Source organism: Nonomuraea sp. NPDC049129 (assembly GCF_040648495.1).
Classification (GTDB): Bacteria; Actinomycetota; Actinomycetes; order Streptosporangiales; family Streptosporangiaceae; genus Nonomuraea.
In genome coordinates this window covers 771,811-797,908 of record NZ_JBEZDU010000001.1, presented here as the reverse complement: position 1 = coordinate 797,908, position 26,098 = coordinate 771,811, and the positions used below count along the sequence as shown (strand labels likewise).

24 protein-coding genes and 1 pseudogene are annotated in these 26,098 nt (G+C 69.7%); 10 read left to right on the top strand and 15 right to left on the bottom strand.

All coding sequences use genetic code 11. From position 1 onward, the window contains the following. Window positions 1-712: 712 nt before the first annotated feature. The 4 genes from AB0B64_RS03495 to AB0B64_RS03480 all read right to left on the bottom strand — a co-directional run bounded on the left by AB0B64_RS03495 (window position 713) and on the right by AB0B64_RS03480 (window position 3,872). A complete protein-coding gene (locus AB0B64_RS03495; RefSeq protein ID WP_357947147.1) occupies window positions 713-1,603 on the bottom strand; it encodes a hypothetical protein in 891 nt (296 codons plus the stop codon). Next, window positions 1,600-1,878: a hypothetical protein gene (locus AB0B64_RS03490; RefSeq protein WP_358174340.1), complete on the bottom strand. Its 279-nt coding sequence runs from the start codon at window positions 1,876-1,878 to the stop codon at window positions 1,600-1,602. Before AB0B64_RS03490 ends, AB0B64_RS03495 begins: the two co-directional genes overlap by 4 nt. A 400-nt stretch (window positions 1,879-2,278) precedes the next feature. Continuing rightward, a complete protein-coding gene (locus AB0B64_RS03485; RefSeq protein WP_357947153.1) occupies window positions 2,279-3,106 on the bottom strand; it encodes a helix-turn-helix transcriptional regulator in 828 nt (275 codons plus the stop codon). 208 nt (window positions 3,107-3,314) lie between these two features. After that, the gene (locus AB0B64_RS03480; RefSeq protein ID WP_357947156.1) at window positions 3,315-3,872 is read right to left on the bottom strand and encodes a TetR/AcrR family transcriptional regulator; all 558 of its coding nucleotides are present in this window, start codon (window positions 3,870-3,872) and stop codon (window positions 3,315-3,317) included. A 70-nt stretch (window positions 3,873-3,942) separates the two neighbouring features. On the opposite strand from AB0B64_RS03480, the gene AB0B64_RS03475 reads away from it, so the two are divergent. The 4 genes from AB0B64_RS03475 (at window position 3,943) to AB0B64_RS03460 (ending at window position 8,544) form a co-directional block, all read left to right on the top strand. Beyond that, entirely contained in the window at window positions 3,943-4,641 is a 699-nt protein-coding gene (locus AB0B64_RS03475; protein ID WP_358174337.1) for an alpha/beta hydrolase, read from the top strand. A gap of 160 nt (window positions 4,642-4,801) precedes the next feature. After that, entirely contained in the window at window positions 4,802-6,241 is a 1,440-nt protein-coding gene (locus AB0B64_RS03470; RefSeq protein ID WP_358174334.1) for an ankyrin repeat domain-containing protein, read from the top strand. A gap of 62 nt (window positions 6,242-6,303) precedes the next feature. Continuing rightward, a complete protein-coding gene (holA, locus tag AB0B64_RS03465; protein ID WP_357947163.1) occupies window positions 6,304-7,275 on the top strand; it encodes a DNA polymerase III subunit delta in 972 nt (323 codons plus the stop codon). A gap of 123 nt (window positions 7,276-7,398) precedes the next feature. After that, window positions 7,399-8,544 (top strand): epoxide hydrolase family protein, encoded by a 1,146-nt coding sequence (locus tag AB0B64_RS03460; protein WP_358174331.1) that lies wholly within the window; start codon window positions 7,399-7,401, stop codon window positions 8,542-8,544. 28 nt (window positions 8,545-8,572) lie between these two features. Here the strand turns inward: AB0B64_RS03460 and AB0B64_RS03455 are convergent, their stop codons facing one another. Continuing rightward, a complete protein-coding gene (locus AB0B64_RS03455; RefSeq protein ID WP_357948123.1) occupies window positions 8,573-9,076 on the bottom strand; it encodes a MarR family transcriptional regulator in 504 nt (167 codons plus the stop codon). 76 nt (window positions 9,077-9,152) lie between these two features. Between AB0B64_RS03455 and AB0B64_RS03450 the strand changes: the two genes are divergently transcribed. Then, window positions 9,153-10,346 carry an MFS transporter gene (locus tag AB0B64_RS03450; protein WP_357947169.1) on the top strand — a complete coding sequence of 398 codons (1,194 nt, stop codon included), beginning with the start codon at window positions 9,153-9,155 and terminating at the stop codon, window positions 10,344-10,346. Here AB0B64_RS03450 and AB0B64_RS03445 read toward each other — a convergent pair. The 6 genes from AB0B64_RS03445 to AB0B64_RS03420 form a co-directional block, all read right to left on the bottom strand. Continuing rightward, on the bottom strand, window positions 10,288-11,001 hold the full coding sequence (locus AB0B64_RS03445; RefSeq protein ID WP_358174328.1) for an ABC transporter ATP-binding protein: 714 nt from the start codon (window positions 10,999-11,001) through the stop codon (window positions 10,288-10,290). The genes AB0B64_RS03450 and AB0B64_RS03445 overlap by 59 nt on opposite strands. Next, on the bottom strand, window positions 10,991-11,899 hold the full coding sequence (locus AB0B64_RS03440) for an ABC transporter ATP-binding protein (protein WP_358174325.1): 909 nt from the start codon (window positions 11,897-11,899) through the stop codon (window positions 10,991-10,993). Before AB0B64_RS03440 ends, AB0B64_RS03445 begins: the two co-directional genes overlap by 11 nt. Further along, window positions 11,896-14,496: an FtsX-like permease family protein gene (locus tag AB0B64_RS03435; RefSeq protein WP_358174323.1), complete on the bottom strand. Its 2,601-nt coding sequence runs from the start codon at window positions 14,494-14,496 to the stop codon at window positions 11,896-11,898. The genes AB0B64_RS03440 and AB0B64_RS03435 overlap by 4 nt, the downstream gene beginning before the upstream one ends. After that, entirely contained in the window at window positions 14,493-17,540 is a 3,048-nt protein-coding gene (locus AB0B64_RS03430; protein WP_358174320.1) for an FtsX-like permease family protein, read from the bottom strand. Before AB0B64_RS03430 ends, AB0B64_RS03435 begins: the two co-directional genes overlap by 4 nt. Window positions 17,541-17,726: 186 nt before the next feature. Continuing rightward, entirely contained in the window at window positions 17,727-17,996 is a 270-nt protein-coding gene (rpsT, locus tag AB0B64_RS03425) for a 30S ribosomal protein S20 (RefSeq protein WP_219527587.1), read from the bottom strand. A gap of 149 nt (window positions 17,997-18,145) precedes the next feature. Further along, window positions 18,146-19,135 carry a glycosyl hydrolase family 18 protein gene (locus tag AB0B64_RS03420; RefSeq protein WP_358174317.1) on the bottom strand — a complete coding sequence of 330 codons (990 nt, stop codon included), beginning with the start codon at window positions 19,133-19,135 and terminating at the stop codon, window positions 18,146-18,148. A 55-nt stretch (window positions 19,136-19,190) separates the two neighbouring features. On the opposite strand from AB0B64_RS03420, the gene lepA reads away from it, so the two are divergent. The 3 genes from lepA (at window position 19,191) to AB0B64_RS03405 (ending at window position 22,576) form a co-directional block, all read left to right on the top strand. Continuing rightward, complete coding sequence (gene lepA, locus AB0B64_RS03415; RefSeq protein WP_357947186.1) at window positions 19,191-21,020, top strand: translation elongation factor 4; 1,830 nt, start codon at window positions 19,191-19,193, stop codon at window positions 21,018-21,020. Window positions 21,021-21,130: 110 nt separating this feature from the next. Next, a complete protein-coding gene (locus AB0B64_RS03410; RefSeq protein WP_358174314.1) occupies window positions 21,131-21,841 on the top strand; it encodes a TetR family transcriptional regulator in 711 nt (236 codons plus the stop codon). A 6-nt stretch (window positions 21,842-21,847) separates the two neighbouring features. Then, window positions 21,848-22,576, top strand: a complete 729-nt coding sequence (locus tag AB0B64_RS03405; RefSeq protein WP_358174311.1) for a class I SAM-dependent methyltransferase — start codon at window positions 21,848-21,850, stop codon at window positions 22,574-22,576. Window positions 22,577-22,800: 224 nt separating this feature from the next. On the opposite strand, the gene AB0B64_RS03400 is transcribed toward AB0B64_RS03405, so the two are convergent. The 3 genes from AB0B64_RS03400 to AB0B64_RS03390 form a co-directional block, all read right to left on the bottom strand. Then, window positions 22,801-23,217, bottom strand: coding sequence for an acyl-CoA thioesterase (locus tag AB0B64_RS03400; RefSeq protein WP_357947195.1), 417 nt, complete (start codon window positions 23,215-23,217; stop codon window positions 22,801-22,803). A gap of 43 nt (window positions 23,218-23,260) precedes the next feature. Next, window positions 23,261-23,557, bottom strand: coding sequence for a hypothetical protein (locus AB0B64_RS03395; RefSeq protein WP_358174308.1), 297 nt, complete (start codon window positions 23,555-23,557; stop codon window positions 23,261-23,263). Window positions 23,558-24,205: 648 nt separating this feature from the next. Then, window positions 24,206-24,529: a hypothetical protein gene (locus tag AB0B64_RS03390; protein ID WP_358174305.1), complete on the bottom strand. Its 324-nt coding sequence runs from the start codon at window positions 24,527-24,529 to the stop codon at window positions 24,206-24,208. Window positions 24,530-24,651: 122 nt separating this feature from the next. On the opposite strand from AB0B64_RS03390, the pseudogene AB0B64_RS03385 reads away from it, so the two are divergent. Further along, a pseudogene (locus tag AB0B64_RS03385) lies at window positions 24,652-25,014 on the top strand (helix-turn-helix transcriptional regulator); the annotation flags it as partial. Continuing rightward, a complete protein-coding gene (locus AB0B64_RS03380; RefSeq protein WP_358174302.1) occupies window positions 25,015-25,314 on the top strand; it encodes a hypothetical protein in 300 nt (99 codons plus the stop codon). Here the strand turns inward: AB0B64_RS03380 and AB0B64_RS03375 are convergent. Beyond that, window positions 25,307-25,654 (bottom strand): hypothetical protein, encoded by a 348-nt coding sequence (locus AB0B64_RS03375; protein ID WP_358174299.1) that lies wholly within the window; start codon window positions 25,652-25,654, stop codon window positions 25,307-25,309. The genes AB0B64_RS03380 and AB0B64_RS03375 overlap by 8 nt on opposite strands. Between the last annotated feature and the right edge of the window lie 444 nt (window positions 25,655-26,098).

The following is a 26,098-nucleotide window of genomic DNA, read 5'->3' as shown; positions in this document are numbered from 1 at the left end:
CGGTTACCGGTCCGGCTACCGGCTACCGGTTACCGGTCCGACTACTGGCTACGGCCGGTAGTCGGCACCGGTCCGTTCCAGCATGCCGTTCTGCGGGGCGCCGGACAGGAAGGAGACGAAGGAGGGGTGAGAGCTGACTGCGATCCGATCAATGGCTGTGTTGACGGAGGCTTTTTGATGGATGCGGCAGTGAAAGGCATCGGAATGAAGTTAGGCATCGGATCTCGCGGACGAGTACCGAGCGTGAAGGCGGCGGCCGCCGCGTCCACGAAGGCGGTGCGTCTATGAAGGCGGTCGTCTGCGGAAGTGGTGCGTCTGCGGAGGCGGTGCGTCTGCGGAAGCGGTGCGTCCACGAAGGCAGTGCGTCTGCGGAGGCAGTGCGTCTGCGGAGGCCGCGACAGCAATGACGCCTGCTAAAGCAAAGGCGCCCGCCCAGGCGAAGGGCGCTCGCCCCCCTCCCGGCGAGCGCCCCTTGTCTGGGCGGGCGCCTCCGGCGCGGGCTCAGGCGGGAAATTGGCTCAGCACGTAAAACGGCTTAGCAGGTACCCGGAGCATTTGCAGCTCACCGCATACAGGGCTCGGCACGTCGGTGCCTCGGCAGGTGATGGCTCGGCGTGTCAGTGACTCACGAGCTCAGCGGCTTGGCAAGTGAACGGCTCAACACGCAGTGGATCACTACGTCGGTCGCCCGGCAGGTCAGTGGATCGGCGCGTCACAGTGATTGCCGGTACGCGAGCCACGTCCTCCCCGCGCCCGCCATCCTGGCCCGGAACTCGCGCCTCTCCTCCGGCCCGTACCGAGCCTTGTAGGTGCGGAAGCGCGTCCACAGTGCGGCCAGTCCGATCACCGCGTCCGGGGGTGCGGACGACCACGACGGTACGCGGGACAGCAGTTCGTCCACCTCCGCTGGGGTGTGTCCGGCTTCGACGAGGTGGGGAGCGAGCATGGCCGCGTCGATCCAGGCCGCGCCCCGAGCGGAGAATGACCAGTCGATCGCGTACACACGGCCCTGTGAGATGAGCATGTTGTTCGAGCCGAGGTCGTAGTGGAGCAGCGTGTTGCCGCGGAGGTCGCGCGGTTCGAAGCGTTCGATCGCGGTGTCGTACAGGTCACGGTCCGCCGGGATGCCCTTGTCGCGCAGGTGGGAGTGCTTGGCCAGGAGCGGCAGGATGTTGTCGATGACCGGCGCCGCTCCCCGGGGACAGGGTGTGAGCAGGGCGCCGAGCAGGGACACCGTGTCCAGGACGGCGGGCAGGTCGGGGGAGCCGGGTGTCAGGTCGACGTGGCGGCTGTTGTCGTTGATGTACTCGAACACGGCCACCAGCCACCCATCCTGCTGCCCTCGCCACAGCAGGTGCGGTGCGGGAGCCTCGTCGGGCAGCACGTTCGCCGTCCAGGACTCCGTACGGTGTGCCTTGGCAGCGGGCCCGGATGCCTCGACGGCCTTGATGAACACGCTGTGATTCTCGGTCTGTAACCGGGCCGAGATGCCGGGCATGGTGCCTTCGCCGGCGGGCTCCGCCTTGATGACCGGGCCGCCGCATTCGAGTTCTACCGTTTCGCGCACGCTCGCCGGGAGGTCTTCCCATTGCTGCCGGGTCATCGTAATCCTCCATTTCCGGAGACGTCGGCGCAGCCCGAGTACCACTGGCCGCGTCTGCCGTCTGAGATCCGCAGTTCGGCGTCGAGCGGGAGAGCGGGGGTGCGCATGGTTTGTGCGGCGGCGGCGGCTCGCTCGGTCGCGGGGCGGAGCGCTGCCCCGGCCAGGTCGTCGGTGCCGTCGTCGCGTACGACTCGCCCGATCGGCTGATCGAGCGGGCCCTGGTTGATGAGGTCGCACGGGTGGGTCAGGGCTGGCGGGTCCAGCAGGGGGATCATTGCCGTGCTCCAGCTATGGGGGGACACGCGGAGATTGTCCGCGGGTAGCGCGGATGGGTGTGCGGTGGCGTCCGCGGGTACCGCGATGGGATATGTGGAGGTGCCTGCGGGTAATGCGGATGGGTGCGTGGTGATGTCCGCAGATAGCGCGATCGGACGTGCGGTGGTGTCCGCGGGTGACGCGATCGGACGTGCGGAGATGTTCGCCGGTAATGCGGGCCGGTGTGCGGAGGTGTCCGCAGGTGAGGCGGTGGGGGACACAGCGACTTCCTCACGGAGGTGGTGCTTGCTTGCGGCGGCCGGGGTTTGGAAGTCCGGAGCCTTCCGGCCGCCGCGAAGTGGTCCGCCTCGAAGGTACGAATCAGCGTTGTGGCCGCTCAAGTAAGTTTCGAAAAGTTTCTTAAAGATCTGGGCGAGCCGCGTCGATACAAGACAGCGCGAGCGGCCCGTAGACAGCCACTTCTGCCAGTGCGGTGAACGCCTTTTCGTAGACGGCGACGTCGTCCGGTTTCTTGATCCGGAACTGCGCGGCGACACCGTCGACCCGGACCTCGGTGGCGTCGTACAGCCAGAAGTTCTCCGGCGGCATGACGGGCGGTTTGCGGCTGTACGGGAGGATGCCGAGGCTGACGTAGGGATTGTCCCGGGTGTAGGTGGCCAGCCGGTCGAGCTGGGCGTTCATCCCGGCGGGGTTCACCATGGGGGTGCGCAGCGTCTGCTCGCCGAGTACGAACACGAAGCGCCGTACACCCCCGAGCGACTGCTGCTGCGCCATGCGCGCCGCCACGGCTCGGTCCAGGTCATCGGTTATGCCGCGGAAGGAGATGATCGTGGACAGGTGGGCGCGGGCGTACGCCTCGGTCTGCAGCAGGCCGGGCACGGTGGAGTGCTGCCACACGCGTAATCGGGTGGTGCGCTCGTACAGCGGGATGAACGCCTCCTGGACCTGGCCCAGTCCATTCCGCTCCAGGCGCCGCCATTCGGTGTAGAGCGTGTCGATATGGCGGGCGGCGGCGAGCAGGTCGGGTATTTCGTGTTCGGCTCCGCAGGCGGTGGCCCAGGCGCGGATATCGTCGTCGCTCGGGACCTGCTGGCCGTTCTCGATTTTGGAGATGCGGGACTTGCGTCCGCGCCACCCCATGGCCTCGGCCAGGCGGTCGCCGGTCATTCGCCGACCGTCCGCGGTGTGGGCGGTGCGTAAATCCTTGAGCCGGATAGCGAGCGACATTCGCGCTTCCATGATTGTGCTGTGACTTGTCACGGGCCACCTCGGCTTGGGTGATGGAGTTTGCTTCGAAGCTACGCCCGGGTTCGGCCCTCCGTCTGTAGGGTTTCTTGAAAATCATGAAGAAACCATTGAGTACGGTTCGGCCGGATGTGACCGCTGCTTTCGGCGAAACAGCAGCGACTCAGGCCAATTCGGCGGCCCGCGAGTCTCACCGCGCGCGGAGCAGGTCGAGGAAGGCGGTGAAGGCCGCATCGGTGCGGGCGGTGTCGCCGGTGGCGTCGGTGTCCATGAGGAGCCCGCGGACAACGGCGAGCGCGACGGTGGCCAGTGCGGGTGCCGCCGCGCCATGGTGGGCGCGCAGCCCTTGTTCCAGGACCGCGAGCCAGTCGGTGGTTGCGGCTCTGCGGAAGTCGGGCCACAGGGCCTGCCCGTCGGGCGTGTTGTGGACGGCGCCGAACAGGCGCAGGTAGGGCGCGCCCTCAGGGCCGGTCAGCACCCGCCAGGCTCGGGCGAGGGTCTCCTCGTACGGTTCGTCCCTTGGTGCGAGCGCTTTTCCGAAGAAGCCGAGCTGCCGTCGCCGGGCCTCGTCGAGCACTTCACGTAGGAGCCGTTCGCGAGTGCCGAAGTGGTAGATCAGCATGCGCGCCGTGGTGCCGGCGGCTTCGGCGAGCGGGGTCAGGCTGGTGGGCAAGCCGCGAGCCAGCACGTGGTCGGTGCAGGCGTCGAGGAGCGACCTTCTGATGTCGGGCTGTGGCTTGCGTCCCATGACCTTCCTTTGACGTAATGCGCGTTACGCATATTATCGTGCCCAACCGACAGGGAAGATCCGGGAGGTCATGGTGCGGGTGGTGTTCGTCCACGGGGCGTGTGTACGCGACGGGACATGGTGGTGGCACCGGGCCGCCGGCGAGCTGGAGGCGCGCGGCGTTCCGAGTTCCGCTCCGCCGCTGCCGAGTTGCGGGGAGACGGGGCGCGCGCCCAGCGGGAAAGGGCCGACCCTGGAGGACGACGTGGCGGCCGTGCGCGAATGGCTGGCGGCGGACAAGCAGCCGACGATCGTGGTCAGCCACAGTTATGGCGGTGTTGTGGCGAGCGCCGCGGCGATAGGGCTGCCCCAGGTGCGCCATCTGGTGTACATCGCAAGTTTCCTCCCGGAGGTGGGCGAGAGCCTGGCATCGTTCGGCGACGGGACGCCCGCGCCGTACCTGGACTTCGGCCCTGACGGCACCTTCAGCGTGCGCGCCGAGCTCGCCACGCAGACTTTCCTGCAAGACTGCGACCAGGAGACGGTGGAGCAGGCGCACGCGCGCTTGGTACGGCAGAGCACTGCCGTCATCACCGCCCCGGTCCAGGCCGCGGCTTGGAAACAGATCCCGTCCACCTACGTCGTGTGCGCGCAGGACAACGGCACTCCTCCGGCGTCGCAGCGCGCCCAGGCCAAGCGGGCCACGCGCGTGGTCGAGGTGGCCACGGGGCATCACCCCTTCCTGGCCCAGCCGGATGTCGTCGCCGGGCTCGTCCTCGATCTGACCTGAGCCGGGCTCGCTGTCACGGCGTAGGGTGGGTGGTGCGCGCTCAGGGCGCCACCGGTCCGCGGACAGGGCTAAGCCCACCTGATGCTCATCGAACGACCCGGCCCGACCTCTTTTCCGGCCTGATCATGCGGACGCCAGGCCAGACGGAAAGGAGGCCCTCGTGCCCATCCATCGCCTGCCCGACAACCCCAGCCTCGAACGGCTCCGCAAGCAGGCCAAGACGCTCCTCCAGGATGCGAAGGCGGGAGTTCCTGAGGCGCTCGGGCTCGTCGCCGAGTTCCATCCCCGAACGCCGGAGGCGCTCAAGCTGGCCGACGCGCAACTCGTCACCGCCCGCATGTACGGCTTCGCGAGCTGGCCCAGGCTCAAAGAACACCTCGGCACCGTCGAGCGCTACTCCCGCTCGCCGCACCGGGTCGCGCCGAGCCAGGAGTTGCCGGAGGAGTTCCTGCGGCTCGCCTGCCTCACCTATGGCACGGACTACCCGGGCCGGACCGCCGACGCCGACCTGCTGCTGGCCCGGCGTCCGCAGTTGTCCACCGCGAACGTCTTCACCATGGCGGCCACCGGCTCGGCCGATGCGCTGGCCGACGTGCTGGCCGAAAATCCGGGGCTCGCGCGCGAGCAGGGCGGACCCTTCGGGTGGGAGCCGCTGCTGTACCTGGCCTACGCGCGGCTCGACGCTCCCGGCCGGTACGTGGCCGCCGCCCGGCTCCTCCTCGACCATGGCGCCGATCCGAACGCCGGATTCCTGTGGGACGGGCTGACCTCGCCGTTCACCGTACTCACCGGCGCATTCGGTGGGGGAGAGGGCCACCAGCCACCGCATCCGCAGGGCCTGGCGCTGGCCAGGCTGCTGCTGGAGGCCGGGGCGGACCCCAACGACAGCCAGACCCTCTACAACCTCGGGCTCGGCGGCGCCCGCTCCGACGACACCGCCCACCTTCAGCTGCTGCTGGAGTTCGGCCTGGGCCGGGGCGCGGGCGGTCCGTGGCATGCCCGGCTGGGGCCCACGCTGCAGTCTCCACAGCAGATGCTGCGCGACGAACTGGCCACCGCCGCGCTGCGCGGCTGCCCGCGGCGGGCCCGGCTGCTCCTGGCACACGGCGCGGAGGTGGACGGCCTGGGCGGGCATCCGGCGTACGGCGGGCGCACCCCCTACGAGCTCGCCCTGCTGAACGGGCACACCGAGATCGCGGAGTTGCTCGCCGGGGCAGGCGCCTCGGCGGTACTGGACGAGATGGAGACCTTCACCGCCGCCTGCATGCGCGCCGACGCCGACGCGGTGGCCGGATTCGGCCCGGAACCGCTGGCGCGGGCGCTCGAACGATTCCCCGGGCTGATCATCAGGGCCGCCGAGCAGCGCAAGCCCGCGGCGGTACGGCTGCTGGCCGGTCTCGGCTTCGGCGTGAACCACCTGCATCGATCCACCCCGCTGCACGCGGCGGCCTGGAACGACGACGTCGAGACGGCCGAGACACTGATCGAGCTCGGCGCCGACCCGGCGATCAAGGACACGGCGTACGACTCGACCCCGCTCGGCTGGGCCGAACACGGCGGCATGCACCGCGCGGCGGCGTACCTGCGAAGTCTGGAGTGAAGGTCCGGTAACCGTCGTCGTCGAGTACCGGCTTGTCGGTGCCGCATGGCATGCTGCACGACATGGCGGCAACAGATCCAGCACTCGTGACCTTGGTCGTCGGCGACGAGGAGCTGCTGGCCGAGCGGGCGGTCAGCGAGGTGATCGCGGCGGCGCGGGCGGCCGCCGGCGGCGCGGAGGTGCACGATCTCATCGGCGGGAAGGTGGCGCTGGGGGAGCTGACCCAGCTGACCTCGCCGTCGCTCTTCGGTGATCGTTCCGTGGTGGTGATCCGGTCCGCGCAGGATCTCGTCAAGGACGTCATCGCCGAGGTCGTGAAGTACGTGGCGCAGCCCTCCGACGACACCGTGCTCATCCTGGTCCACCCGGGCGGGGTGAAGGGCAAGGCGCTGGTCGACGGGGTCAAGAAGGCGGGGGCGCGAGTCGTCACCGTCAACAAGGTCACCAAGGCCGGGGAGCGGCTCGACTTCGTCAAGGGCGAGATCAAGCGGGCTGGGCGCGGCATTTCGAGCGATGCCGCGCAGGCGCTGCTCGAGGCGGTGGGCAACGATCTACGGGAGCTGGCCGCGGCCTGCAACCAGCTGGTGTTCGACACGGAAGACAAGACGATCAACGCGGCGGCCGTGGCCCGCTATCACAAGGGGCGGGCCGAGGTCACCGGCTTCAACGTGGCCGACTCGGCGCTCGAGGGGCGGCTGGCCGAGGCGCTGGAGCAGCTCCGCTGGGCGCTCGGCACCGGGGTGGCCCCTGTGCTGCTGGTGAGCGCGCTGGCGGGCGGGCTGAGGGGCCTGGCCAAGGTCGGCGGAGCGCCGCGCAACCTCAGGGGTGGGCAGTTGGCGAGCCATCTGGGCATGCCGCCTTGGAAGATCGACCGCGTCAAGCGGCAGCTGAACGGCTGGGGTCCGGAGGGCCTGTCACGCGCCATCCAGGCGGTGGCCGACGCCGACGAGCAGGTCAAGGGCGGCGGCGCCGACCCGGCGTACGCGCTCGAACACACGGTGCAAGTGATCGTCGCCAACCGTACGGGCCGGTAGCCGCCCGTGCGGGAGAGTGAGTGCCACCCGCCCCGATAACCGATAGTCCGGTGGCCGGCGCCCCGGTAAGGTCGCGAAGCGTCGGAGGGCGATGCGCGCCTTCTGTCGGTTGCTGGAGGTTATGTGAGCTGGTCGCCGTTTCGTATTGAGGTGCCGGACGACGTGCTGGACGACCTGCGGAGTCGGCTGCGTAACACGCGGTTCGGTGACCCCACGCGGCCAGGGGAGCAGGCGTGGCAGGGCGGCGCGGACCCTGGCTACCTACGTGACCTGGTCGGCTACTGGGCCGAGGGATTCGACTTCCGGGCACGTGAGGCCGAGCTGAACGCTCTGCCGCACGGCATTGCGCACATCGACGGCGCGCGTACGCACTTCCTGAAGATCCCCGGCAACGGGCCCGCGCCCATGCCGTTGCTGCTGAGCCACGGGTGGCCGAGCAGCTTCATGGAGATGCTGCCGCTGGCGGCCCGGCTGGCCGATCCGGGACGGTTCGGGGGTGATCCGGATGACGCGTTCGACGTGGTGATCCCGTCCATGCCCGGCTTTCTCTATTCGGAGCTGCCCGCTGAGCCGCTGACCAGGGCGGCGATGGCGCGGATCCTGCACGCGCTGATGACCGAGATGCTGGGCTACGAGCGTTACGGCGCGTTCGGTGGTGACATCGGCGGGGCGGCGACCGGGTGGCTGGGGGCGCTCTATCCGGAGCAGGTGATCGGGATTCACCTGATCCATCCGCCGTTCCCGGCGTCGCTGGAGGTTCCGCCGCTGTCGGCGGAGGAGCAGGCGTTCCTCGACGCGGAAGCCGTCTATGACGAGGGTGACGCCGGCTACAGCGCCATCATGGGCACGCGGCCCGACACCATCGCCGCCGCGCTGCTGGACTCGCCGGTCGGGCTGGCCGCGTGGATCGTGGACAAATACCGGGACTGGAGCGACTGTCACGGCGAGGTGGAGACGCGGTTCGACCGGGACACCCTGCTGACGATCCTCACCCTCTACTGGGCCACGGGCTCGATCGGCACCTCGTTCAGGCAATACTTCGACTTCGAGCACAACTACGCCCGGCCGCCCATCACTGTGCCGGCGGCGGTCACGCTGAGCCACGAGCCGTTGATGGCCGACTTTCCGCGGGCGCTCGCCGAGCGGGCCCTCACGGACATCCGGCACTGGAGCGAGCCCGGCAGGGGCGGCCACTTCCTGCCCCTGGAGGAGCCGGCCCTCCTCCAGGAGGAGCTGACGAGCTTCTTCCGCGAACTCCGCCGCACCTGACGGGATACGGCCCTCACGCGGGTGAGGGTCAGCGGGTGGATTCCACGTTCACCAGGAGGCGTTTGAGCAGGCCGTCCAGGGTCGCCCGCTCCGCCGGATCCAGTGCGTAGACCATCGCGGCCTCCACCTCCCCCCGGATCCGCATGGCCTCCATCCACAGCTCATGCCCCCGGTCCGTGAGCTCCACGTCGACCCGGCGGCGGTCGTCCGTGCTGCGCAGGCGGCGTACCAGGCCTGACTTCTCCAGCGTGTCGAGGCGGCCGGTCATGCCGGCGGGCGACAGCATCAGCTCCGCGGCCAGCTCCGAAGGCGTCGCGGAGCCCGCCCTGGCCACCAGCCGATGCAGCGTCTCGAACTCGAAGTCCTGCATCCCCACCTCCGCCAGCGCCGCCTCCTTCGTCTGATGCAGGTGCTTGACGAGGAACTGCATCCGCGTCACGACCGCCTCCACCCGCTCGTCGTACGGCGCCTTGCCCCGCCACCGCGCCAGATGCCGATCGACAGAGTCACTGGAGCCGGAGCCTGCGTTCATCGAGTCCACCCACTAATCTTAAGCCAGCAAGTATTTAGTTGACGAATCATTAGCCAGCGAATTAATGTCGAACCCCATGAGACTTCTGCTCGGGCGAGCCATCTCCGCCTTGGCCACCGCCTTGATCCCCACCACCCTCACCCTCGCCGTCCTCCGCACCACAGGCTCGGCCGAGGCCCTTGGTCTCGTCCTGGCCTGCGAATTGATCCCCCTCCTCCTGCTCCTCCCGGTCGGCGGGGTGCTGGCCGACCGGTTCCGGCCCGAGCGGGTGGCGCTGGTGGCCGACCTGGTCCGCGGCCTCTCCCAGGCCGCCATCGGGATCGAGCTGCTGATGGGCGTCGGCCGCGTGCTCGACCTGGCCGTGTTGTCCGCGGTGGCGGGGGTGGCGATCGCGTTCGGCATGCCTGCTGTGCCGAGGCTGGTCGCGGCCGTGGTGCCGGGCCCGGATCGGTTGCGTGTGAACGCGCGCATCGGCGTGGCCACCAGCACCTCCAGCGTGCTCGCGCCCGCCCTGTCGGGCGGCGTGGTGCTGGTGGCGGGCCCGGGGTGGGCGGCGCTGCTCACCGCCGCGCTGTTCGCCTGCTCGGCGCTCACCCTTGGCGGAGTCCGTACGGCCAAGCAGCCCGAGAGAGCCCGGAACACCTTCGCCAAGGACCTGGCCGAGGGATGGCGCGAGGTCAGGACGCGGCCGTGGTTCCTGAAGTCGGTGCTCGGCCACGGCGTATGGCACTTCATGGCCGGGTTGTTCCTCACCCTCGGCCCGCTGACCGCCGTCAAGCAGCTCGGCGGCGAGGCCAGCTGGGTGCTCATCGTGCAGTGCGGCACGGTCGGCCTGGTCGCGGGGGTGTTCCTGGTGCCGAGGCTGCCCGTCCGCCGGCCACTGGTCGTCGTCCAGGTGGCCGCCGCGCTGTACCTGCTGCCGTTGGTGGCGCTGGCGGTGACCGCGAACGTGGTGCTGATCGCGGCGGCGTACTTCGTGGCGATGTTCGGGCTCGGGCTGCTCAGCCCACTGTGGGAGACCGTCGTCGCCGAGGAGATCCCCGAGGGCGCGCTGGGGCGGGTGCGGGCCTTCGATCAACTCATCTCGTTCGCGTCGCGGCCGTTCGGGCTGGCCGTGGCGGCGCCGCTCGCGGGCTTCGTGGGCATGACCGGGCTGCTGCTGGCGGGAGCGGTCGCCGTGGCCGTGGCGAACCTGGCCGCGATCACGTCCGTCAAGCCTCCGAAGACCGGCTCTCTAGAGGCGCAGCCTCCCGCAGGACTCCGTCGCTGATCTCCAGCACCCGGTCGGCCAGCGTGATGAGGCTCGGATCGTGGGTGGCGACGAGCGCGGTGACGCCCTCGCTGCGGACCAGGGCGCGCAGCAACTCCATGATCTGCCGCCCGGTCTGTGAATCGAGTTGTCCGGTGGGCTCGTCGGCGACGAGCAGCCGGGGCCGGTTGGCCAGCGACCTGGCGATCGCCACCCGCTGCCGCTGACCGCCCGACAGCTCGTACGGCCGCTGGTTGACGTGCTGTTCCAGCCCGACGAGGGAGAGCAGCACGCGCACGCGCGCCTCCCGTTCCGTGACCGGCGTGCGGGCCAGCCGCATCGGCACGCCGACGTTCTCGGCCGCCGACAGCACCGGGATCAGCCCGAACGACTGGAACACGAACCCCACCACGTCGCGGCGCAGCGCCAGCAGGTCGTCCTCGGACATCGAGGTCACCTCGGTCCCCGCCACGACGACGCGCCCGGCGTCGGGCCGGTCGAGTCCGCCGATCTGGTTCAGCAGGGTCGTCTTGCCGGACCCCGACCGGCCGCGGATGGCGATCAGCTCGCCGGGATAGGCCGAGAACGACACCTCCCGCAGCGCCACGACCTCCTTCGGCCCGGTGCGATAGGTCTTGCGCACCCCCTCTACGACGACCAGGGGCTCACTGCTCATTGGAGGGCTCCTCTCGGGCCGGCCACACGCCGATGTGGTCGGATTCGAGTTCGAGGCGCACCCGGCGTTCCATGTCCAGGGCGTTCATGAAGTCGCGGGGCAGCTGCAGCCGCCCCACGCGGTCGAGCACGGCGTACTCCTCAGCGACGCCCTCGCGGCGGAGCGTCTCGCTGCTGGTACGCCCGTCGCGGATGCCGATCGTACGATCGACGCGCTCTGACACCAGCGGGTCGTGGGTCACGATGACCACGGTCACGCCCAGCTCGCCGTTGGCCTTGCGCAGCGCCCCGAACACCTCCTCCGACGTCTCGCTGTCCAGCTCGCCGGTGGGTTCGTCGGCCAGGACGAGCTGCGGGGAGTTGGCCAGGGCGACGGCGATGGCGACCCGCTGCTGCTCGCCGCCGGACATCTCGGGCACCTTGCGGTCCGCGCAGGAGGCGACGCCCATCAGGTCCAGCAGTTCGGCGGCGCGTCCCCTGCGTGCCCTACCGGCCAGCTTCATCGGCAGCTCGACGTTCTCGCGGGCGGTCAGGTACGGGAGCAGGTTGCGCGCGGTCTGCTGCCAGACGAACCCGACGATGTCGCGCCGGTACCGCAGCCGGTCCTTCGCGGTCATCGACAGCAGGTCTGTGCCCGCCACCCTGGCCACGCCCGCCGTGGGCACGTCCAGGCCGGACAGTACGTTCAGGAGCGTCGACTTGCCCGACCCGGAGGCGCCGACGACGGCGACCAGTTCGCCCTCCTGGATGAGCAGGTCGAGGCCCTGCAGGGCGACCACCTCGACGCCCTCGGTCTTGTAGATGCGCACCAGGTTGTCGCAGACGATGTGCGCGTCCCCGCCGAACGCGGCTTTTTTCTCGGCGGCCTTGGCTTCGAGCTCGGACAACGTTGGACTCATGTGAGGTCACCCACTCGGAGTACGGCGCCGAGGCTGCGGCGGCGGCTGATGGCGGTGTGCGCGTAGGTGCCGAGCACGGCCACGGCGGCCAGCCCGGCCGCCAGGACGACCGGCACGACCGGATCGGCGGAGTAGTCGCCGACGGCCAGGTCACCGGCGTAGGCGGACAGGTCGATGCCGGGCCCGAGCGCCGCGGGCAGGCCGAGGCCGAGCGCGAGCCCGGTGAGCGAGGTGATGAGGATGAGCGGGAGGATCTCCAGCACGGTCAGGCCCCGCGCCTGCCGGTCCGACAGTCCCAGCGTGCGCAGGAACGACAGCGCCCTGGCCCGGTCGGCCGCGCCGATCACCAGCGTCACCAGCACGGCGATGAACGCGTAGACCGCGAGCGCGATGGTGGTGATGCGCAGGATGTTCTGGACGGTTCCGGTCATCGGGTCGTCCTCGATCGTGGCGAGGGCCTGTTCCTGCGAGGTCAGCTCGGCCTTGGGCTGTCCGGTGGCCGCCAGCAGCGCCGCGTGATCCGCCTCGCCCTTGATCAGCAGGGTGTTGACGCCGGGCCGCTTGTTCGTCGCGAAGGGCAGCACGATGAACTTGCCGCGCGGGTAGAAGCCGGGCAGCGAGGCGATCTCGCCGGCCGTGGTGACCTTCATCCGCTCGTACCAGGCGATCTCGAAGGTGCCGCGTCCGCGCAGCTCGCTGGAGACCAGCACCGGGATCCCTGAGGCTCCCGAGGCGGTGAGGGGCACGCTGATCGGCGCGCCGTCCAGCAGCCGCTGCCATGGGGCCAGGTCGACGGCGATGATCTCGGCCCGTTCGCCGCCGTAGCCGATCTGCGCGGTGGCGGTCTGCGCGGGCACGAGCAGCCGCACACCGGGCACCTTGCGCACCCGCTCGATGGCGTCAGGAGGCAACTCCACGGGGGAGGTCAGCTTGATCGGCGCGCCGACGCTCTGCCAGGACGCCAGGCGCTGCGTGGTGGACAGCCCGCCGGAGATCACCGTCCCGAACACCGACACGGCCAGCGCGGGCAGCAGGATCAGCACCGGCAGCACGCTGGCGGATCGGGCCCGGGCCGCCCTGGTCAGGCCCAGGAAGGGCACGGCGAGGCGGCCGCGCGCGGCCAGCCGTACGAGCAGCTTGAGGGGGAGGGGATAGCAGCGGATGGTGATCAGCGCGGCGGCGACCGTCAGCGCGACCGGCACGAGCAGCAGGAACGGGTCCTGGCCGCCGGTCGTCAGGCCGCGGGCACGCAGCAGGTACGCGCCGGCCAGCGCCAGACCGACGACCAGCACCTCCAGGGTGATCCGCCGGGCCGACGGGCGGGCGGCGGCCACGTCGTCGCGGCGCTCGTGCAGGGGCGTCCGGTGCGTCACGGCCAGCCGCGCGGCCGCGTAGCCGACGGCGGTGAGGGGCACGAGGGCGGGCCCCGCGTGGGCGAGCCACGGCACCGGCCCCGGCACCAGGAAGGCCAGCCCCCACCCGGCCAGAGCCGCGGGCACGACCGCGATCGCCACGAGCGCCGTGCCGGCACCCGCCACCTGCCGCAGCGACCCGCCGCGCGCCCGCGCCAGCGCGAGCGGGTGATCGATCCGCTCGGCCAGCAGTTGCACGGCCAGCACGAGCACCCCCAGCGCCACGACCAGCAGGCCGCCGAGCACCAGGAACATCACGGTCTGCGCGGTGCCCAGCGCCGTCCCGAACTTGTCCAGCAGGCCCGGCAGCTCCGTCTCCAGCCGGTACTGGCTGTCGGCGCCCGCCGGTTGCAGGGTGACCACGTGCCCGTAGTCCTCGATGGCGGCACGCAACTCGGGCAGGTCGAGAGAGGCGGCCGCGGTGGGATCGACCGGCAGGATCCAGCTGTAGAGCAGGTTGCGGTCGGCGCCGCTCAGGGCGGCCAGGCCGGCGGCCGGGATCAGCGCGGTCGTGCGCCGCTCCAGCTCCAGCTTGCCGGGCGGCTGGACCTGCGTGACGTGCAGGACGTCGGTGTCGTGGCTCCAGTAGCGGGCGCCGGGGTCCTTCGCCCTGAACACGCCCACGATCTTGACGGCGGCGTAGTCGCTCTCACCGAGGATCCGCACGTCGCCGATCTTCAGCGGCATCGTGGTGCGGGCCTCCTCCACGATGCCCACCTCGAACAGCGGGATCTCCGTCCCGCTCCAGCGCATGGTCGTCGGCTTGCCCGGCGCCCGGCCGTCGACCCACTCGACCCGCCGCTCACTGTCCGACAGCCAGGCGAGGTTGATGTAGGTCTGCCCGCCCGACAGGTGGACCGGCGTGTCGTACGTCTTCGCGCTCATCTGGCCGGTGGCCGAGACGAGCGGCCGTAGCTGCGGCGGCACGAGCGAGCGCAGCCGGGCGTCCCTGGAGGCGAACTGGCCGGGCTCGTGCAGGTCGTCCGGCCCGCCGCGCGTCCTGGTCTGTACGGTCAGGTCGGCCTGCTGCGCGGGCGCGTCCTGGAGGGCCTGGTGGAGGGCTTCGTCGTACGAGCCCTGCAGCACCCGCGGCAGCCCCGCCACGAGCAGGCAGGCGCTCAACGTCAGCAGGGACAGCATGGCCATCGCGCCCAGATACGCCTGGGCCAGCCGCAGGATCCTCACAAGTCCTCCTGACGCTGCCCACGCAGGTTACGGGCCAATACGGCGACGATGCCGAGCAGCACCGCGGCCACCAGCGCCAGCATGGCCGCGGTCGCCGCCCACGGGATGTCGAGCAGCACGTCCGGCGTGACGGCCGCGGCCTGCCCGGTGAGCACGATGTGCGGCACGACCAGGACGCCCACGACGACCGCCAGTGCCGTCCCCGCAACCAGCGACAGCCCGATGACGAACGCCTGCTCGACCGCCAGCAGCCCGAACACCTGCCGGTGGCTCACCCCGAGCGCCCGCAGGATCGTGAACTCGGCCATCCGCTCCCGCGCCGCGACGGTGGCGTTCACCACGAAGCCGAGCGCGGCGAACGCCAGCGCCGCCGCGAAGCCCAGGATCAACGCCCCCTGCAGCCCGCTGGCCAGCGGGTCGTCCCGCAGCCGCTCGGCGAGCTCGCGCTGGTCGACCGCGGTGACGTCCCACTCCGGCCGCTTCTTCAGCGCCGCGAGCGCGGGCCCGGCGTCGCCGTCGTGGGCGGCGAGCCACCATTCGGTGGCCGGTCTGGGGATCTCTCCCGCCGCCAGGCCGTACGCCTGCAGGGTGGCCCAGTCGGCCAGTACGGCGGGCTGGTCAGCGGCGGTCGTCGGCATCCGGTCGACCAGGCCCGCGACCTTGACCTCGACGATCCGCCGATCCAGGTTGACCCGGCCCACCTGGCCCGCCGAGAGCTTGAGCGAGGCGGCCAGATCGGTGGTGAGCACCACGGGCAGCGGGCCCGACAACTCGCCGAAGGCGACCGCGACCGGCTGTGATCCGGTCGCCTTGAGCGAGATCGGGCGATCCGCGCTCAGACCGGTCACCGTGACCTGCGCACTGCCGCTCTCGGGCGGATTGGCGACCAGGCCGCGGACCGACAGCGGATAGGTGATCTTCCCGGTCCGTCCCACGATCTCCGAAAGGTCGAGGTCGATCCGGTTGTCGCCCGGATGGAGCAGGCCCAGGGGCAGCTCGCGCCAGACGCCGAGCGCGTCCGAGACCATGATCCGCAGTGACACCGCGGCGTCGGCGCGGGCGTGCAACGTGAGCGTCGTGGGCCGGCCCGGCAGCTCCAGCGGGGCACCTCGCGGCCGGCCCGAGCCGAGCACCCGTGCCATCTCCGCGACCGATCGCGCCGACAGGTCGGGCCGCAACTGGAAGAGCCGGTCGAGCTTGCCGGCGTCGAGGCCGAGCAGGACCGCGCCCTCGCCGCTGAGCTGGACCGGGCCGCGGAAGGCGGGCGAGGCCGCCGTGACGCCCGGCAGCGCGGCGAACGCGGTGCCGCGCCCGAACGTGCCCAGCTCGGGACCGTCCGGCGGCCCGGAGATCCGCAGGTCGGCCCCGGCCTGATGGCGGGCCTGGTCCTGCTGCGAACCACGCCAGGTGGCGGCCGTGGCCATGGACACGATGCCGATCGCGATGGCCATGGTCAGCAGCAGCGCGGGCCCGGCGTACTTGAGCGGCCGCCGGCTGACCTGCCAGACGCCGAGCGCCGGGGCGAGCGTGGGCCGCCTGGCGGTGATCCGCTCGGCCAGCTTCGAGACGCGGGGCACCAGTCGCAGGCCCAGCATGCCGCCGGTGAGCAGCGCCAGGGCCGGTCCCGAGACGATGAGCGGGTCGATGCCGAGGTCACCGGCGGCGGTCGCGGTCACGGGCGCGCCGTAGCGCCGCAGCTGCCAGATGGCCAGCCCCGCGACCACCAGCAGCGCCAGGTCCGCCCCGGCCCGCTCGATCAGCCCGCGCCCGCCGCCGCGGCCGCGCGCCGACTGCTCCTCCACGTAGGTACGCCGGGCGCCGGCGAGGGCCGGGAGCATGAGGAGTACGGCCGAGGCCAGGGCCACGCCGATCGAGACCGCGAACGTGCCCAGGTCGGGCGAGGGCGCCAGCCGTACACCGGAGGCCCTGATCCAGGGCAGCGCGTTGACCAGGGCCAGCAGCGGCGGGCCGAGGAAGGGCGCGACGATCGCGCACGGCAGGGCCACCAGCAGCGCCTCGCCGCCCGCCAGCGCGGCCAGCCGCAGCGTGCCCGCGCCGCGCGAGCGCAGCAGCGCCACCTCCATGCGGCGGTGGTCGGCGAGCAGGCGGGCGGTGAGCATGAGCGCGTACGCGGCCAGCAGCAGCAACTGCAGGACCGGGATCAGCATGGTGGAGCGGGCGACCAGGGCGGCGGTGCCGAGCTGGGCGAGCATCTCCGGCAGGCGGCTGGTGGCGGTGCAGCTCGCGCAGCCGTTGGCGTGGAGTCGGTCGCGCAGCTCGGTCACCCGGGCGGCGAACGGCCGCAGCTGCTCCGGTGACAGAGCGCGCAGGTCGGGGACGGCGGTCCAGGTGGCGTTGACGTTCGTGGCGAAGCGGCTCAGGAACGTCTCGCGGGAGACCATCAGCGGGCCGTAGGTGGTGAACTCGCCCGTCTCGACGCCCCTGGTGAGCAGCTGCTCGGCGGTCCAGCGGTCACCGAACGGGTCGTTGAGCTGGAAGACGCCGGTGATGCGGACGTTGACCGCCTTGTGGTCGAGGCGGCCTTCTGTGGTGATCTCCTGACCCGCCTTGACGCCGAGCGCCGTGGCCGCCGACAGGGAGATCGCGGCCTCGACCGTCTTGCGTTCGGTGGCGTTCGGCCAGGTGCCGGAGACCAGCTTGGCGTGGGCGTCGAGGCCGTCATAGCTGCCGAACCTGAGCAGTTCGGGGGTCTTGCGGCTCTCCTGGCCCGGCCGGACGTAGGAGTCGGAGCGGAAGGCGGTCGTGATGGCGGCGGGCGCGCCCGCGTAGGCCCTGGCGAGCTCGGCGCGGGTCGCCCGGTCGAGCGCCGGGAACGTCTCGCCGGTGACGGGCGCGGCGATGGTCGCGGCCACCTGGCCCAGCGGCGCGGTCTCCATCGTGCGGCGCACGCCCACCTCGGCGATGGTGGAGGCGTACATGGTCAGCGCGACCAGAGTCGTGGTGGCCAGCAGGATCGACCCGAACGCGGCCAGCAACAGCAACGGCTCGCTGAACGCCCGTTTGACGACCAACGGCCCCCGCATGTGCCCCCCTTGCCCCGTTTAGTGAACCTTTGAGCATTCCGCTGGGGGAGGGCAAGGCGATCTTCGCAACGGTGACAGACCCGAGATGGCGGTGTGATATCGAAATCGTGACACAAAAAACGCCGCACCCCTTGACGGAGGTGCGGCGCTCTGGCGCCCTGCTCTTTGATCGAGCCTGGCTGGGCCTTACTTGGCTGCCAGGGAGGCGGCCTGCTTGGCGATCGCCGACTTGCGGTTGGCGGCCTGGTTCTTGTGGATGACGCCCTTGCTGACGGCCTTGTCGAGCTGACGGGCGGCGGCCCGCTGCAGCTCGGCGGCCTGCTGGGCGTCGCCCTGCTCGGCGGCCTCGCGGAACTTGCGCACGGCCGTCTTCAGCGAGGACTTGACCGCCTTGTTGCGCAGGCGAGCCTTCTCGTTCTGCTTGTTGCGCTTGATCTGGGACTTGATGTTCGCCACGAAGAAGCCTCGGTAAAGTCTGAGTGATGGATGGGGCGCGCGGGCTCGTGAGAGGGGCGCGCCACACGCAGTTGAACAGGTTACCAATAACCCAGAGGACAGCTCAAATCAACACCCTGGGAATTGGAGTCTCGGTCCAGTGTACGGCCTCAGGAGAACCACTCGGTGGTGTATTCGCGCCAATCCTCCTCCGTGGCGGCGAAATCGACGTACAGGGCCAGGCCGAACCGCTCCCGCCTGCCGTGCTCCGTCAGGGCCAGCTTGGCGCCCTGGGCGGCCATGGCCACGCTCTCGGCGGCGTCGCTCCATCCGACGCCGTGGTCGTGGTAGGCGGGGGCGCCCACGAGGATCTGCTTCGTCTCCGGGACCAGGTCCAGGGCGAGCGTGGCCTGCCGTACGACATAGCCCCCGTAAAGGGACTGCAGAGGGGTGAAGGAGTCGTACGTCATGATGGCCACCTGGTCGACGCGCTCGGCGGCCTCCCTGAAGTAGCCGCTCGACCAGTATTTGTCGTGGCCGAGGATCGCCCGGGCGGGCAGGCGTATCAGGGGGTACGGCTCGATCTGGGGTGTCGAGATCGACAGCAGCTTGGTGTACTGGCGGGTTCTGTCGAGGAGGTCGAGGAACTCGCGGTCGCCGTCACCGATCGGCTCGAAGTTGTAGTGGATGCCGTCGAAGCCGGTCTTCATGATGGCGGCGACTCCGGCCAGGACGTTCTCACGGGACTTGGCGTCATCGAGGTCGAGGAAGCCGTCGACCTTCTGGCCGAGCCAGGCGGAGACACGGAGGCCGGGGAGGTACTGTCGTGCCCATCGAACGAAATTTCCGGCGCTGGGGTATTTATCGGGTTTTAGCTGGCCGTCCTTCTCGAACGGGCCCGCGTGGACGTACAGGTCCTTGATGCCCGTGGCGCGCAGGCGTACCGCGAGCCGCTCCACGTCCTGCTCCGTACGGCGGCCGTCGACCCACGCGTGGCCGAGCCAGAGAGCGTCGTTGCCCGTGCTCTTCGCCCAGGCCGCCGGGTCACCGGTAAACTGAACGCGGAGCGCGCCGGCGAGGAGGCCGATCAGCGCGACGACGACGGCCAGGGCCAGCGCGACAAGGCGCAGGCCACGGCGAATGGCGGTTCGGGCAATCACCCGGGCATGTCACCATGAAAGACGCTTGACCTCAACCCTGTCGAAACGGACTTCGGTGCGCACTCAGCCTGGCCAGACCGACCCCGCGTTGATCCGCAACTTCTGCATCATCGCGCATATCGACCATGGCAAGTCGACCCTTGCCGATCGGATGCTGCAGATCACCGGCGTGGTAGACGACCGGTCCATGCGCGCCCAATACCTCGACAGGATGGACATCGAGCGGGAGCGCGGCATCACGATCAAGTCGCAGGCCGTGCGGCTGCCCTGGGACGGCCACGTCCTCAACATGATCGACACGCCGGGCCACGTCGACTTCACCTACGAGGTGTCCCGGTCGCTGCAGGCGTGCGAGGGCGCGGTCCTGCTGGTCGACGCCGCCCAGGGCATCGAGGCGCAGACGCTGGCCAACCTCTACCTGGCCATGAACGCCGACCTGCACATCATCCCGGTGCTCAACAAGATCGACCTGCCCGCCGCGCAGCCGGAGAAGTTCGCCGAGGAGCTCGCGGGCCTGATCGGCTGCGACCCGTCCGACGTGCTCAGGGTCTCGGGGAAGACCGGCGTGGGCGTACGCGAGCTGCTCGACCACGTGGTGCAGACCATCCCCGCGCCGGTGGGCAAGGCCGACGCGGCCGCGCGCGCGCTGATCTTCGACTCGGTCTATGACACCTACCGGGGCGTCGTCACCTATGTCCGGGTCTTCGACGGCCACCTGGGCAAGCGCGAGCGCATCCTGATGATGTCGACCCAAGCCGCCCACGAGACGCTGGAGATCGGCGTCATCTCGCCCGAGCCCAAGGTGTCGGATCTGGGGCTGGGCGTCGGCGAGGTGGGCTACCTGATCACCGGCGTCAAGGATGTGCGCCAGTCGCGCGTCGGTGACACCGTCACCTCGGTCACCAAGGGCGCCACCGAGATGCTGGCGGGCTACGAGCACCCCAAGCCGATGGTTTTCTCCGGCCTTTATCCCATCGACGGCGACCAATATCCCGAGCTGCGCGAGGCCCTCGACAAGCTCCAGCTCAACGACGCCGCGCTGATCTACGAGCCGGAGACCTCGGCCGCGCTCGGCTTCGGCTTCCGGGTCGGTTTCCTCGGCCTGCTCCACATGGAGATCGTCCGCGAACGGCTGGAGCGCGAGTTCGGCCTGTCGCTGATCTCCACCGCGCCCAACGTCGTCTACCGGGTGGTCATGGAGGACGGCTCCGAGCTGACCGTCACCAACCCGTCGGAGTTCCCCACCGGCGGCAAGATCTCGCAGGTCTTCGAGCCGGTGACCAAGTCGACCATCCTGGCCCCGGCCGAGTTCATCGGCGTGATCATGGAGATCTGCCAGGGGCGGCGCGGCCAGCTCCGCGGCATGGACTACCTGTCGGAAGACCGGGTCGAGATCCGCTACACGCTGCCGCTCGGCGAGATCATCTTCGACTTCTTCGACCAGCTCAAGTCGCGTACCCGTGGCTATGCCTCGCTCGACTACGAGCCCGACGGGGAGCAGGAGTCGGAGCTGGTCAAGGTCGACATCCTGCTCCAGGGCGAGGCCGTCGACGCCTTCAGCGCCATCGTCCACAAGGACAAGGCCTACGCCTATGGCGTCGACATGGCCAAGAAGCTGCGCGAGCTGATCCCCAGGCAGCAGTTCGAGGTGCCGATCCAGGCGGCCATCGGCGCCCGCGTCATCGCCCGCGAGAACATCCGCGCCATCCGCAAGGACGTCCTCGCCAAGTGCTACGGCGGCGACATCACGCGTAAGCGCAAGCTGCTGGAGAAGCAGAAGGAAGGCAAGAAGCGGATGAAGATGGTCGGGCGGGTCGAGGTGCCGCAGGAGGCGTTCGTCGCGGCGCTGTCGACGGACTCGAGCGCCGACAAGGCCAAGAAGTAGCCCTTTCGGAGGCGTTTGCCAGCTTTCGGAAGCCCCGCACCCGTTGGTAGGTGCGGGGCTTTCTCATGTCCGCCTGCCCAGCGACTGAACGGCTGTTTATAGTACTAAACATGTGTTCAGCCTCTTCGGATCTGACCGCCCAGGCGAAGATCCGCAATGCGGCCATCGCCCACTTCGCCCGCGACGGCTTCCAGAAGACCAACCTGCGGGCCGTCGCCGCCACGGCGGGGGTGAGCGCCGGTCTGGTCATCCACCACTTCGGCAGCAAGGACAAGCTGCGTGCCGTCTGCGACGAGCACGTCCTGCGGACGCTGGCCCGCAAGGGACGCGCCGGCCTGCCGAATCTGGCGAACGAATACCTGGCGGACCCGGCGGAGTACCACCTGTACGTGCAGTACATGGGCCGCGCCATCGAGGACGACTCGCCCGCGGGCGCCACGTTCGTGACCACGATGGTGGAGGAGACGGAGGCGACTCTGCGGGCCGGGATCGCCGACGGCTCCATGCGCCCATCGTCGGACGTGCGGGCGCTGGCCGTGTTCAGCGTGCTGACCAGCCTCGCCACGCTCACCATGGCGCCGTCGCTGGCGCGCGCCCTCGGCTACGAGGCCTTCGGCCCGGAGGCCCTGCGGCGGCTCGCGCTGCCGACGCTCGAGGTCTACACGCACGGCCTGTACGCCGATGACTCCCTGCTCAAGGCGGCCAGTGACGCACTGACCGACCCCCACTGGGCAGGCGCACCGAGCGACACCCTGGAAGACGGTCCGGCCGACAACCGATCAGAAGAAGCACCGACCAATACCCGATGGGAAGAGGACTGACGACCCATGCCCCCAGATACCCTTCCGGCTCTCACGCCGCTGCAGGAGACCCTGTGGCTGACGCTGTGCGGCCGGGCCCTCGACAACCGCTTGCCCCGCCCCATCCTCGGTGACGAGATGGCCGACGAGATCGTGCGCGAGGCCGGCTACGACTACAAGAAGTTCGGCCTCATCCCGAGCGCCGCGATCAACATCGCGCACCGGGCCAAGAAGCTGGACGAGGTGGCCCAGCGGTTCTTCGCCCGCCACCCCGACGGGGTCGGCCTCGACCTCGGAGCCGGTCTGGACAGCCGGGTGCTGCGCATCTCCCCACCGCCCACGGCCGACTGGTACGACATCGACTTCCCCGAGGTCGTGGCCGCCCGGCGGCAACTGCTGCCCGCCCGCGCCACCCCCCCATGGCATCGCCGCCGACCTGACCGACCCCGCGTGGCTGGACACCCTGCCCACCGACCGGCCCGCGGTGATCGTCGCCGACGGGCTGATCGCGTTCCTCTCCATGGAGGAGATGATCGCCTTGGTGGACCGCCTCATCGGTCACTTCCCAAGCGGGGAGATAGCCTTCAACGGGTACGGAAGCTTCCACGTCTGGGCCCAGCAGCACCTTCCCATGGCCGCCACCCAAGCCGTCAGGGACATCACCAAGTTCCCCGGCCTCGACGATCCCCGGGACGCCGAACGCTGGCACCCCAAGCTGAAGCTGGTCAGGGAGATCCTGTGCACCCGGGAGCGTGAGGTCGCCCTGTTCCCGCCGGTCCTTCGCTGGTGGACCCGTCTAGGCGCGCTGAGCGCGGCCCTATCCCGCCGGGGCAACGTCTCCACTACCGTTTTTAGCGAACTCGAACGTCAACAGCCCCGAGCACGTCCTCTACCCGCGCCTTCTGCGGCCCGAGCACGTCCTCTGCGACCTGTGCGCGTCCTCTACAGCGAGCGTGTCCTACTCGCGCCGAGCACATCCTCTACAGTCCGAGCAGATCCGGGGAGTCGGCCAGGACGCGCCAGCGGGCCGCCGGGTCGTCCACCAGGCGGCGGGCCGCCAGATCGAGCAGCCCGCCCACGCTGGTCATCTCGGCCGCCAGCCGCCCGTCGGCGTGCCTGAACTCCTGCGCGATCCTGAACGTCTTCCCCTCGCCCCACAGGAACGCGCACGTCACCTCCACCTCGTCGCCGCCGCGCAGCTCGCCGAGGTAGCGGATGGTGTTCTCCAGGGTCACGGGGCCGATGCCCGAGCCCAGCATGTCGTCGACCGAGATGCCCGCCGCACGCAGGCACTCCCAGCGAGCGTGGTCGCCGTACTGGTGATAGACGGCGCTGTTGACATGCCCTTGCGAGTCAAGCTCATAGCCGCGTACGGCGATGCGCACGGAAAAGGTCACCTGGACACCATCCTTCTGGTGGGCATCGTTACGGTGCCCGCTGTCATGCCCGACCTTCCAGCCAGGTGTGCGACTTCGCGGTGAGGTAACGCAGGCCGTCGTCGCGGATCTCGACCCAGTCGCCCCGAGCCCACCCGCCGGTCGTCTGCGGGGCGAACCCATGCCGCTGAAACAGCACCGACGCCTCCTTCTGCGTCAGCCCCCGCCGCCCCCACTCCTCGATGACTCGAGCCGTCCGCTCGTCCTCCCCTGCCTCCTCCGCCTCACCGAGGGCGGCGGCGAGCTCCTCGAACCCGCGAGCGATCAGCCGGAGCGCGGCCTGCGTACGTGCGAGATCCATCTCACATCGCCTACCAATCGATTGCGATTGCTAACCGATCCTACCCATGCCGAGCGCCCCTCGCCAAAGGGCCTTCGCTTCGCTCCAGGCGTTCTTCCTCCCCGCCCGTCACCCAATTCGGTGGTTGGCCGTTTGATCCCCGCCCGCCTACAACGGGCCTCCGCTTCGCTCCGGGCGTCCTCCCAGGCGGGCTGACGCCCGCCCCCTGAAGGACCTCGCTGCGCGAGGACCGCCTTCCCAAGAACGCTTCGCCTGGTCGGCTGATTAAACTGACCTAGGCGGCAACATCATCGAGACCGGCACCGACTCCTACCACCTGGCCCAGACCGAAGCCCGCGCACCGTGTTTGGTCCAACCGAAAACCATGTGAGCCCCTCTTCGCCCGGGCGTCCAGTGTCGCCCTGCATGCTTTTCTGCACTCGCCTGCGATGCGTGCCATGGGCGTATCAGGCCCGTCGGCGTGCTCGTACACGGGGCATGAACTGCCACATTCGCTTTCCTGACCAGAGGTATGGTTGCGCACTGCTTTCGGGGGAGTTGGGAGAGCGCTCAGTTCCAGTGCGGCGGGCGGTGGTAGACGGCATCTCCCAGGCCGCTCACCACATCGGGGATCTGGGAGCGCCGCACGACGGCCGCCCCGATGGGGAACTACGCGTCGCTGCACCTGCGCAGGCCGTCCGCGCTTTTGCCAGGCGGGAAGACGGCGACGGCCCTCGTCTTGGTGCCACGGAGTCCGTCGATCTCCCGGATCTTTTCGACCGCCCCGCAGAGATCCGAATCGGCCGACACAGGCATGACGACATCTACCTGCTTGAGGGCGATGTCAGCGACCATGGCGACGTCGGTCTTCTTCCCCTCGTAGGACCGCCAGGTGGCGCCGCACTTCCGGCATTTCCTCAGCTGCTCCTGGAACCGGCCATCGCTGCCGTGAGCGTCTGCGATTCTCTGTGTTTGCCTGAGGATTTCCGGCAATTCGGGCGGGCGTGGCGCGTGGCGGGCCGCCTGCGCGATGAAGTCGGAGCGCGCTTCGAAGTCCGCGACCGCTCGCCGTCGATGCCCCGCATGCGCGGCACAGGGCAAGTGTCAGGAAGGAATCCGACCTCACTGCCGAGCGGGTTGCTACACGACTTGAAGTCGCACAGTCGTCGCTCAGTCGCATCGAAGCTGGTCGCCGAGGCATAAACGCGTCCGATCTGTGGACTCACATGCGGACGGTGAACTATCGCGTACACAGCGTGTCTGACGCTACTACCGTTTCAGACGACGGATCACCCGCCACCGATGGAGCCCCCGCTGTGTGGACCAAACACGCTGCCGTGATCGCCGCAGCCTTTACTCTGGCCAGCACCCCAGCAGACTGCGGCAACCACAGCACCACCCACCCCGAAGGTCGCCATGGCTGCGAAAACTCCTGGGGGCCACTCGCCGCCGTCCAATTCGCATCGGCCGCGCCCTGAGTGAGGGTTAGCCTGCGCGTCATATGTGATCAGGAAGTCCTCACCACGTTCCACGCCCGGATCGCCATCGATCACAAGGACGGCCTATTCACCGACTGGTACGAGGTGGACCACGACTACTACGAACAGCTGCCTGGCCTGGCCAAGTCTTACACCCTCGTGACCCCATGCCGGGATGGCGGCAGCTACCGGGCGCGTGCCTCCATCGTCGGCACGTTCACCAGCGGCGAGCCCTACAAGGTGCAGGACGAGAGTTCCAGCAGCCACGTAGACTGCGACCACCCCGAACCGATCACCTGAGGGCTTGCCGGCTGCCGCTCACCACTCCCCACGGCGGGCACTCGATCACCGTACGGCCGAGCGGCGGCACCACCTCAAACGCCCAATGGGCCGCAATCTCAGGTTTGGCGTGGGGGATGTCCTCAGTGCTGTAGGCGGGCATCGTCGTGACGTCCGGCTTCCGGCCGGGCCACACGCCCCAGCCCCCGCCCCACCAGGCAACCCGCCACACGTGCTGCCCCTCATCCAGCTCGGCTACGTCCGCGTGGACCGCGGGCGTGACTCGGCGGCGAGACCACCAGCGCCGCCGCACGAACGCGTGACCGTGCTGCGGTGCGCCCTTGCGGCCAGGAAGGTGCATGCGTTTAGCGTCGCACATGGTGTCACGCCTGTCGCCGCTACCAGCATGTTCGCCCAGTCCTTCTCCCCACCCGTCACCCGATTCGGTGGCGGGCCGTCTGATGGCCGCCCGCCTACAACGGGCCTCCGCTTCGCTCCGGACGTCCTCCCAGTCGGGCTTACGCCCGACCCCTGAAGGGCCTCGCTGCGCTCGGACCGCCTTCCCAAGAACGCTTCGCCGGGTCGGCTGATTGGACTGACCTCGGCGGCAACATGATCGAGAGGCCTTCAACGGTAAGCGCGTGGCTGTGCGAGACAGCAAGGACCCTATTGGGGCGGTATTGATCTTCACGCAGTGGTTGGCTGGGGTGGGCCTGATCATTTCGTCTGCCTCGCTCCGCGTGAGGCGAGTAAGCCGCGCCCAGCCTGCGGTTCAGAGCAGGTCCCCGATGCGGCTGCCCGGATG

Coding starts and splice junctions, on each gene's coding strand:
- AB0B64_RS03440 (WP_358174325.1), bottom strand. CDS start 11,899: ATGAGTCCAACGTTGTCCGAGCTCGAAGCCAAGGCCGCCGAGAAAAAA.
- AB0B64_RS03375 (WP_358174299.1), bottom strand. CDS start 25,654: ATGCACCTTCCTGGCCGCAAGGGCGCACCGCAGCACGGTCACGCGTTC.
- AB0B64_RS03410 (WP_358174314.1), top strand. CDS start 21,131: ATGTGTTCAGCCTCTTCGGATCTGACCGCCCAGGCGAAGATCCGCAAT.
- AB0B64_RS03395 (WP_358174308.1), bottom strand. CDS start 23,557: ATGGATCTCGCACGTACGCAGGCCGCGCTCCGGCTGATCGCTCGCGGG.
- AB0B64_RS03495 (WP_357947147.1), bottom strand. CDS start 1,603: ATGACCCGGCAGCAATGGGAAGACCTCCCGGCGAGCGTGCGCGAAACG.
- AB0B64_RS03485 (WP_357947153.1), bottom strand. CDS start 3,106: ATGTCGCTCGCTATCCGGCTCAAGGATTTACGCACCGCCCACACCGCG.
- holA (WP_357947163.1), top strand. CDS start 6,304: ATGGCGGCAACAGATCCAGCACTCGTGACCTTGGTCGTCGGCGACGAG.
- AB0B64_RS03490 (WP_358174340.1), bottom strand. CDS start 1,878: ATGATCCCCCTGCTGGACCCGCCAGCCCTGACCCACCCGTGCGACCTC.
- AB0B64_RS03445 (WP_358174328.1), bottom strand. CDS start 11,001: ATGAGCAGTGAGCCCCTGGTCGTCGTAGAGGGGGTGCGCAAGACCTAT.
- AB0B64_RS03480 (WP_357947156.1), bottom strand. CDS start 3,872: ATGGGACGCAAGCCACAGCCCGACATCAGAAGGTCGCTCCTCGACGCC.
- AB0B64_RS03450 (WP_357947169.1), top strand. CDS start 9,153: ATGAGACTTCTGCTCGGGCGAGCCATCTCCGCCTTGGCCACCGCCTTG.
- AB0B64_RS03430 (WP_358174320.1), bottom strand. CDS start 17,540: ATGCGGGGGCCGTTGGTCGTCAAACGGGCGTTCAGCGAGCCGTTGCTG.
- AB0B64_RS03455 (WP_357948123.1), bottom strand. CDS start 9,076: ATGAACGCAGGCTCCGGCTCCAGTGACTCTGTCGATCGGCATCTGGCG.
- AB0B64_RS03405 (WP_358174311.1), top strand. CDS start 21,848: ATGCCCCCAGATACCCTTCCGGCTCTCACGCCGCTGCAGGAGACCCTG.
- AB0B64_RS03475 (WP_358174337.1), top strand. CDS start 3,943: ATGGTGCGGGTGGTGTTCGTCCACGGGGCGTGTGTACGCGACGGGACA.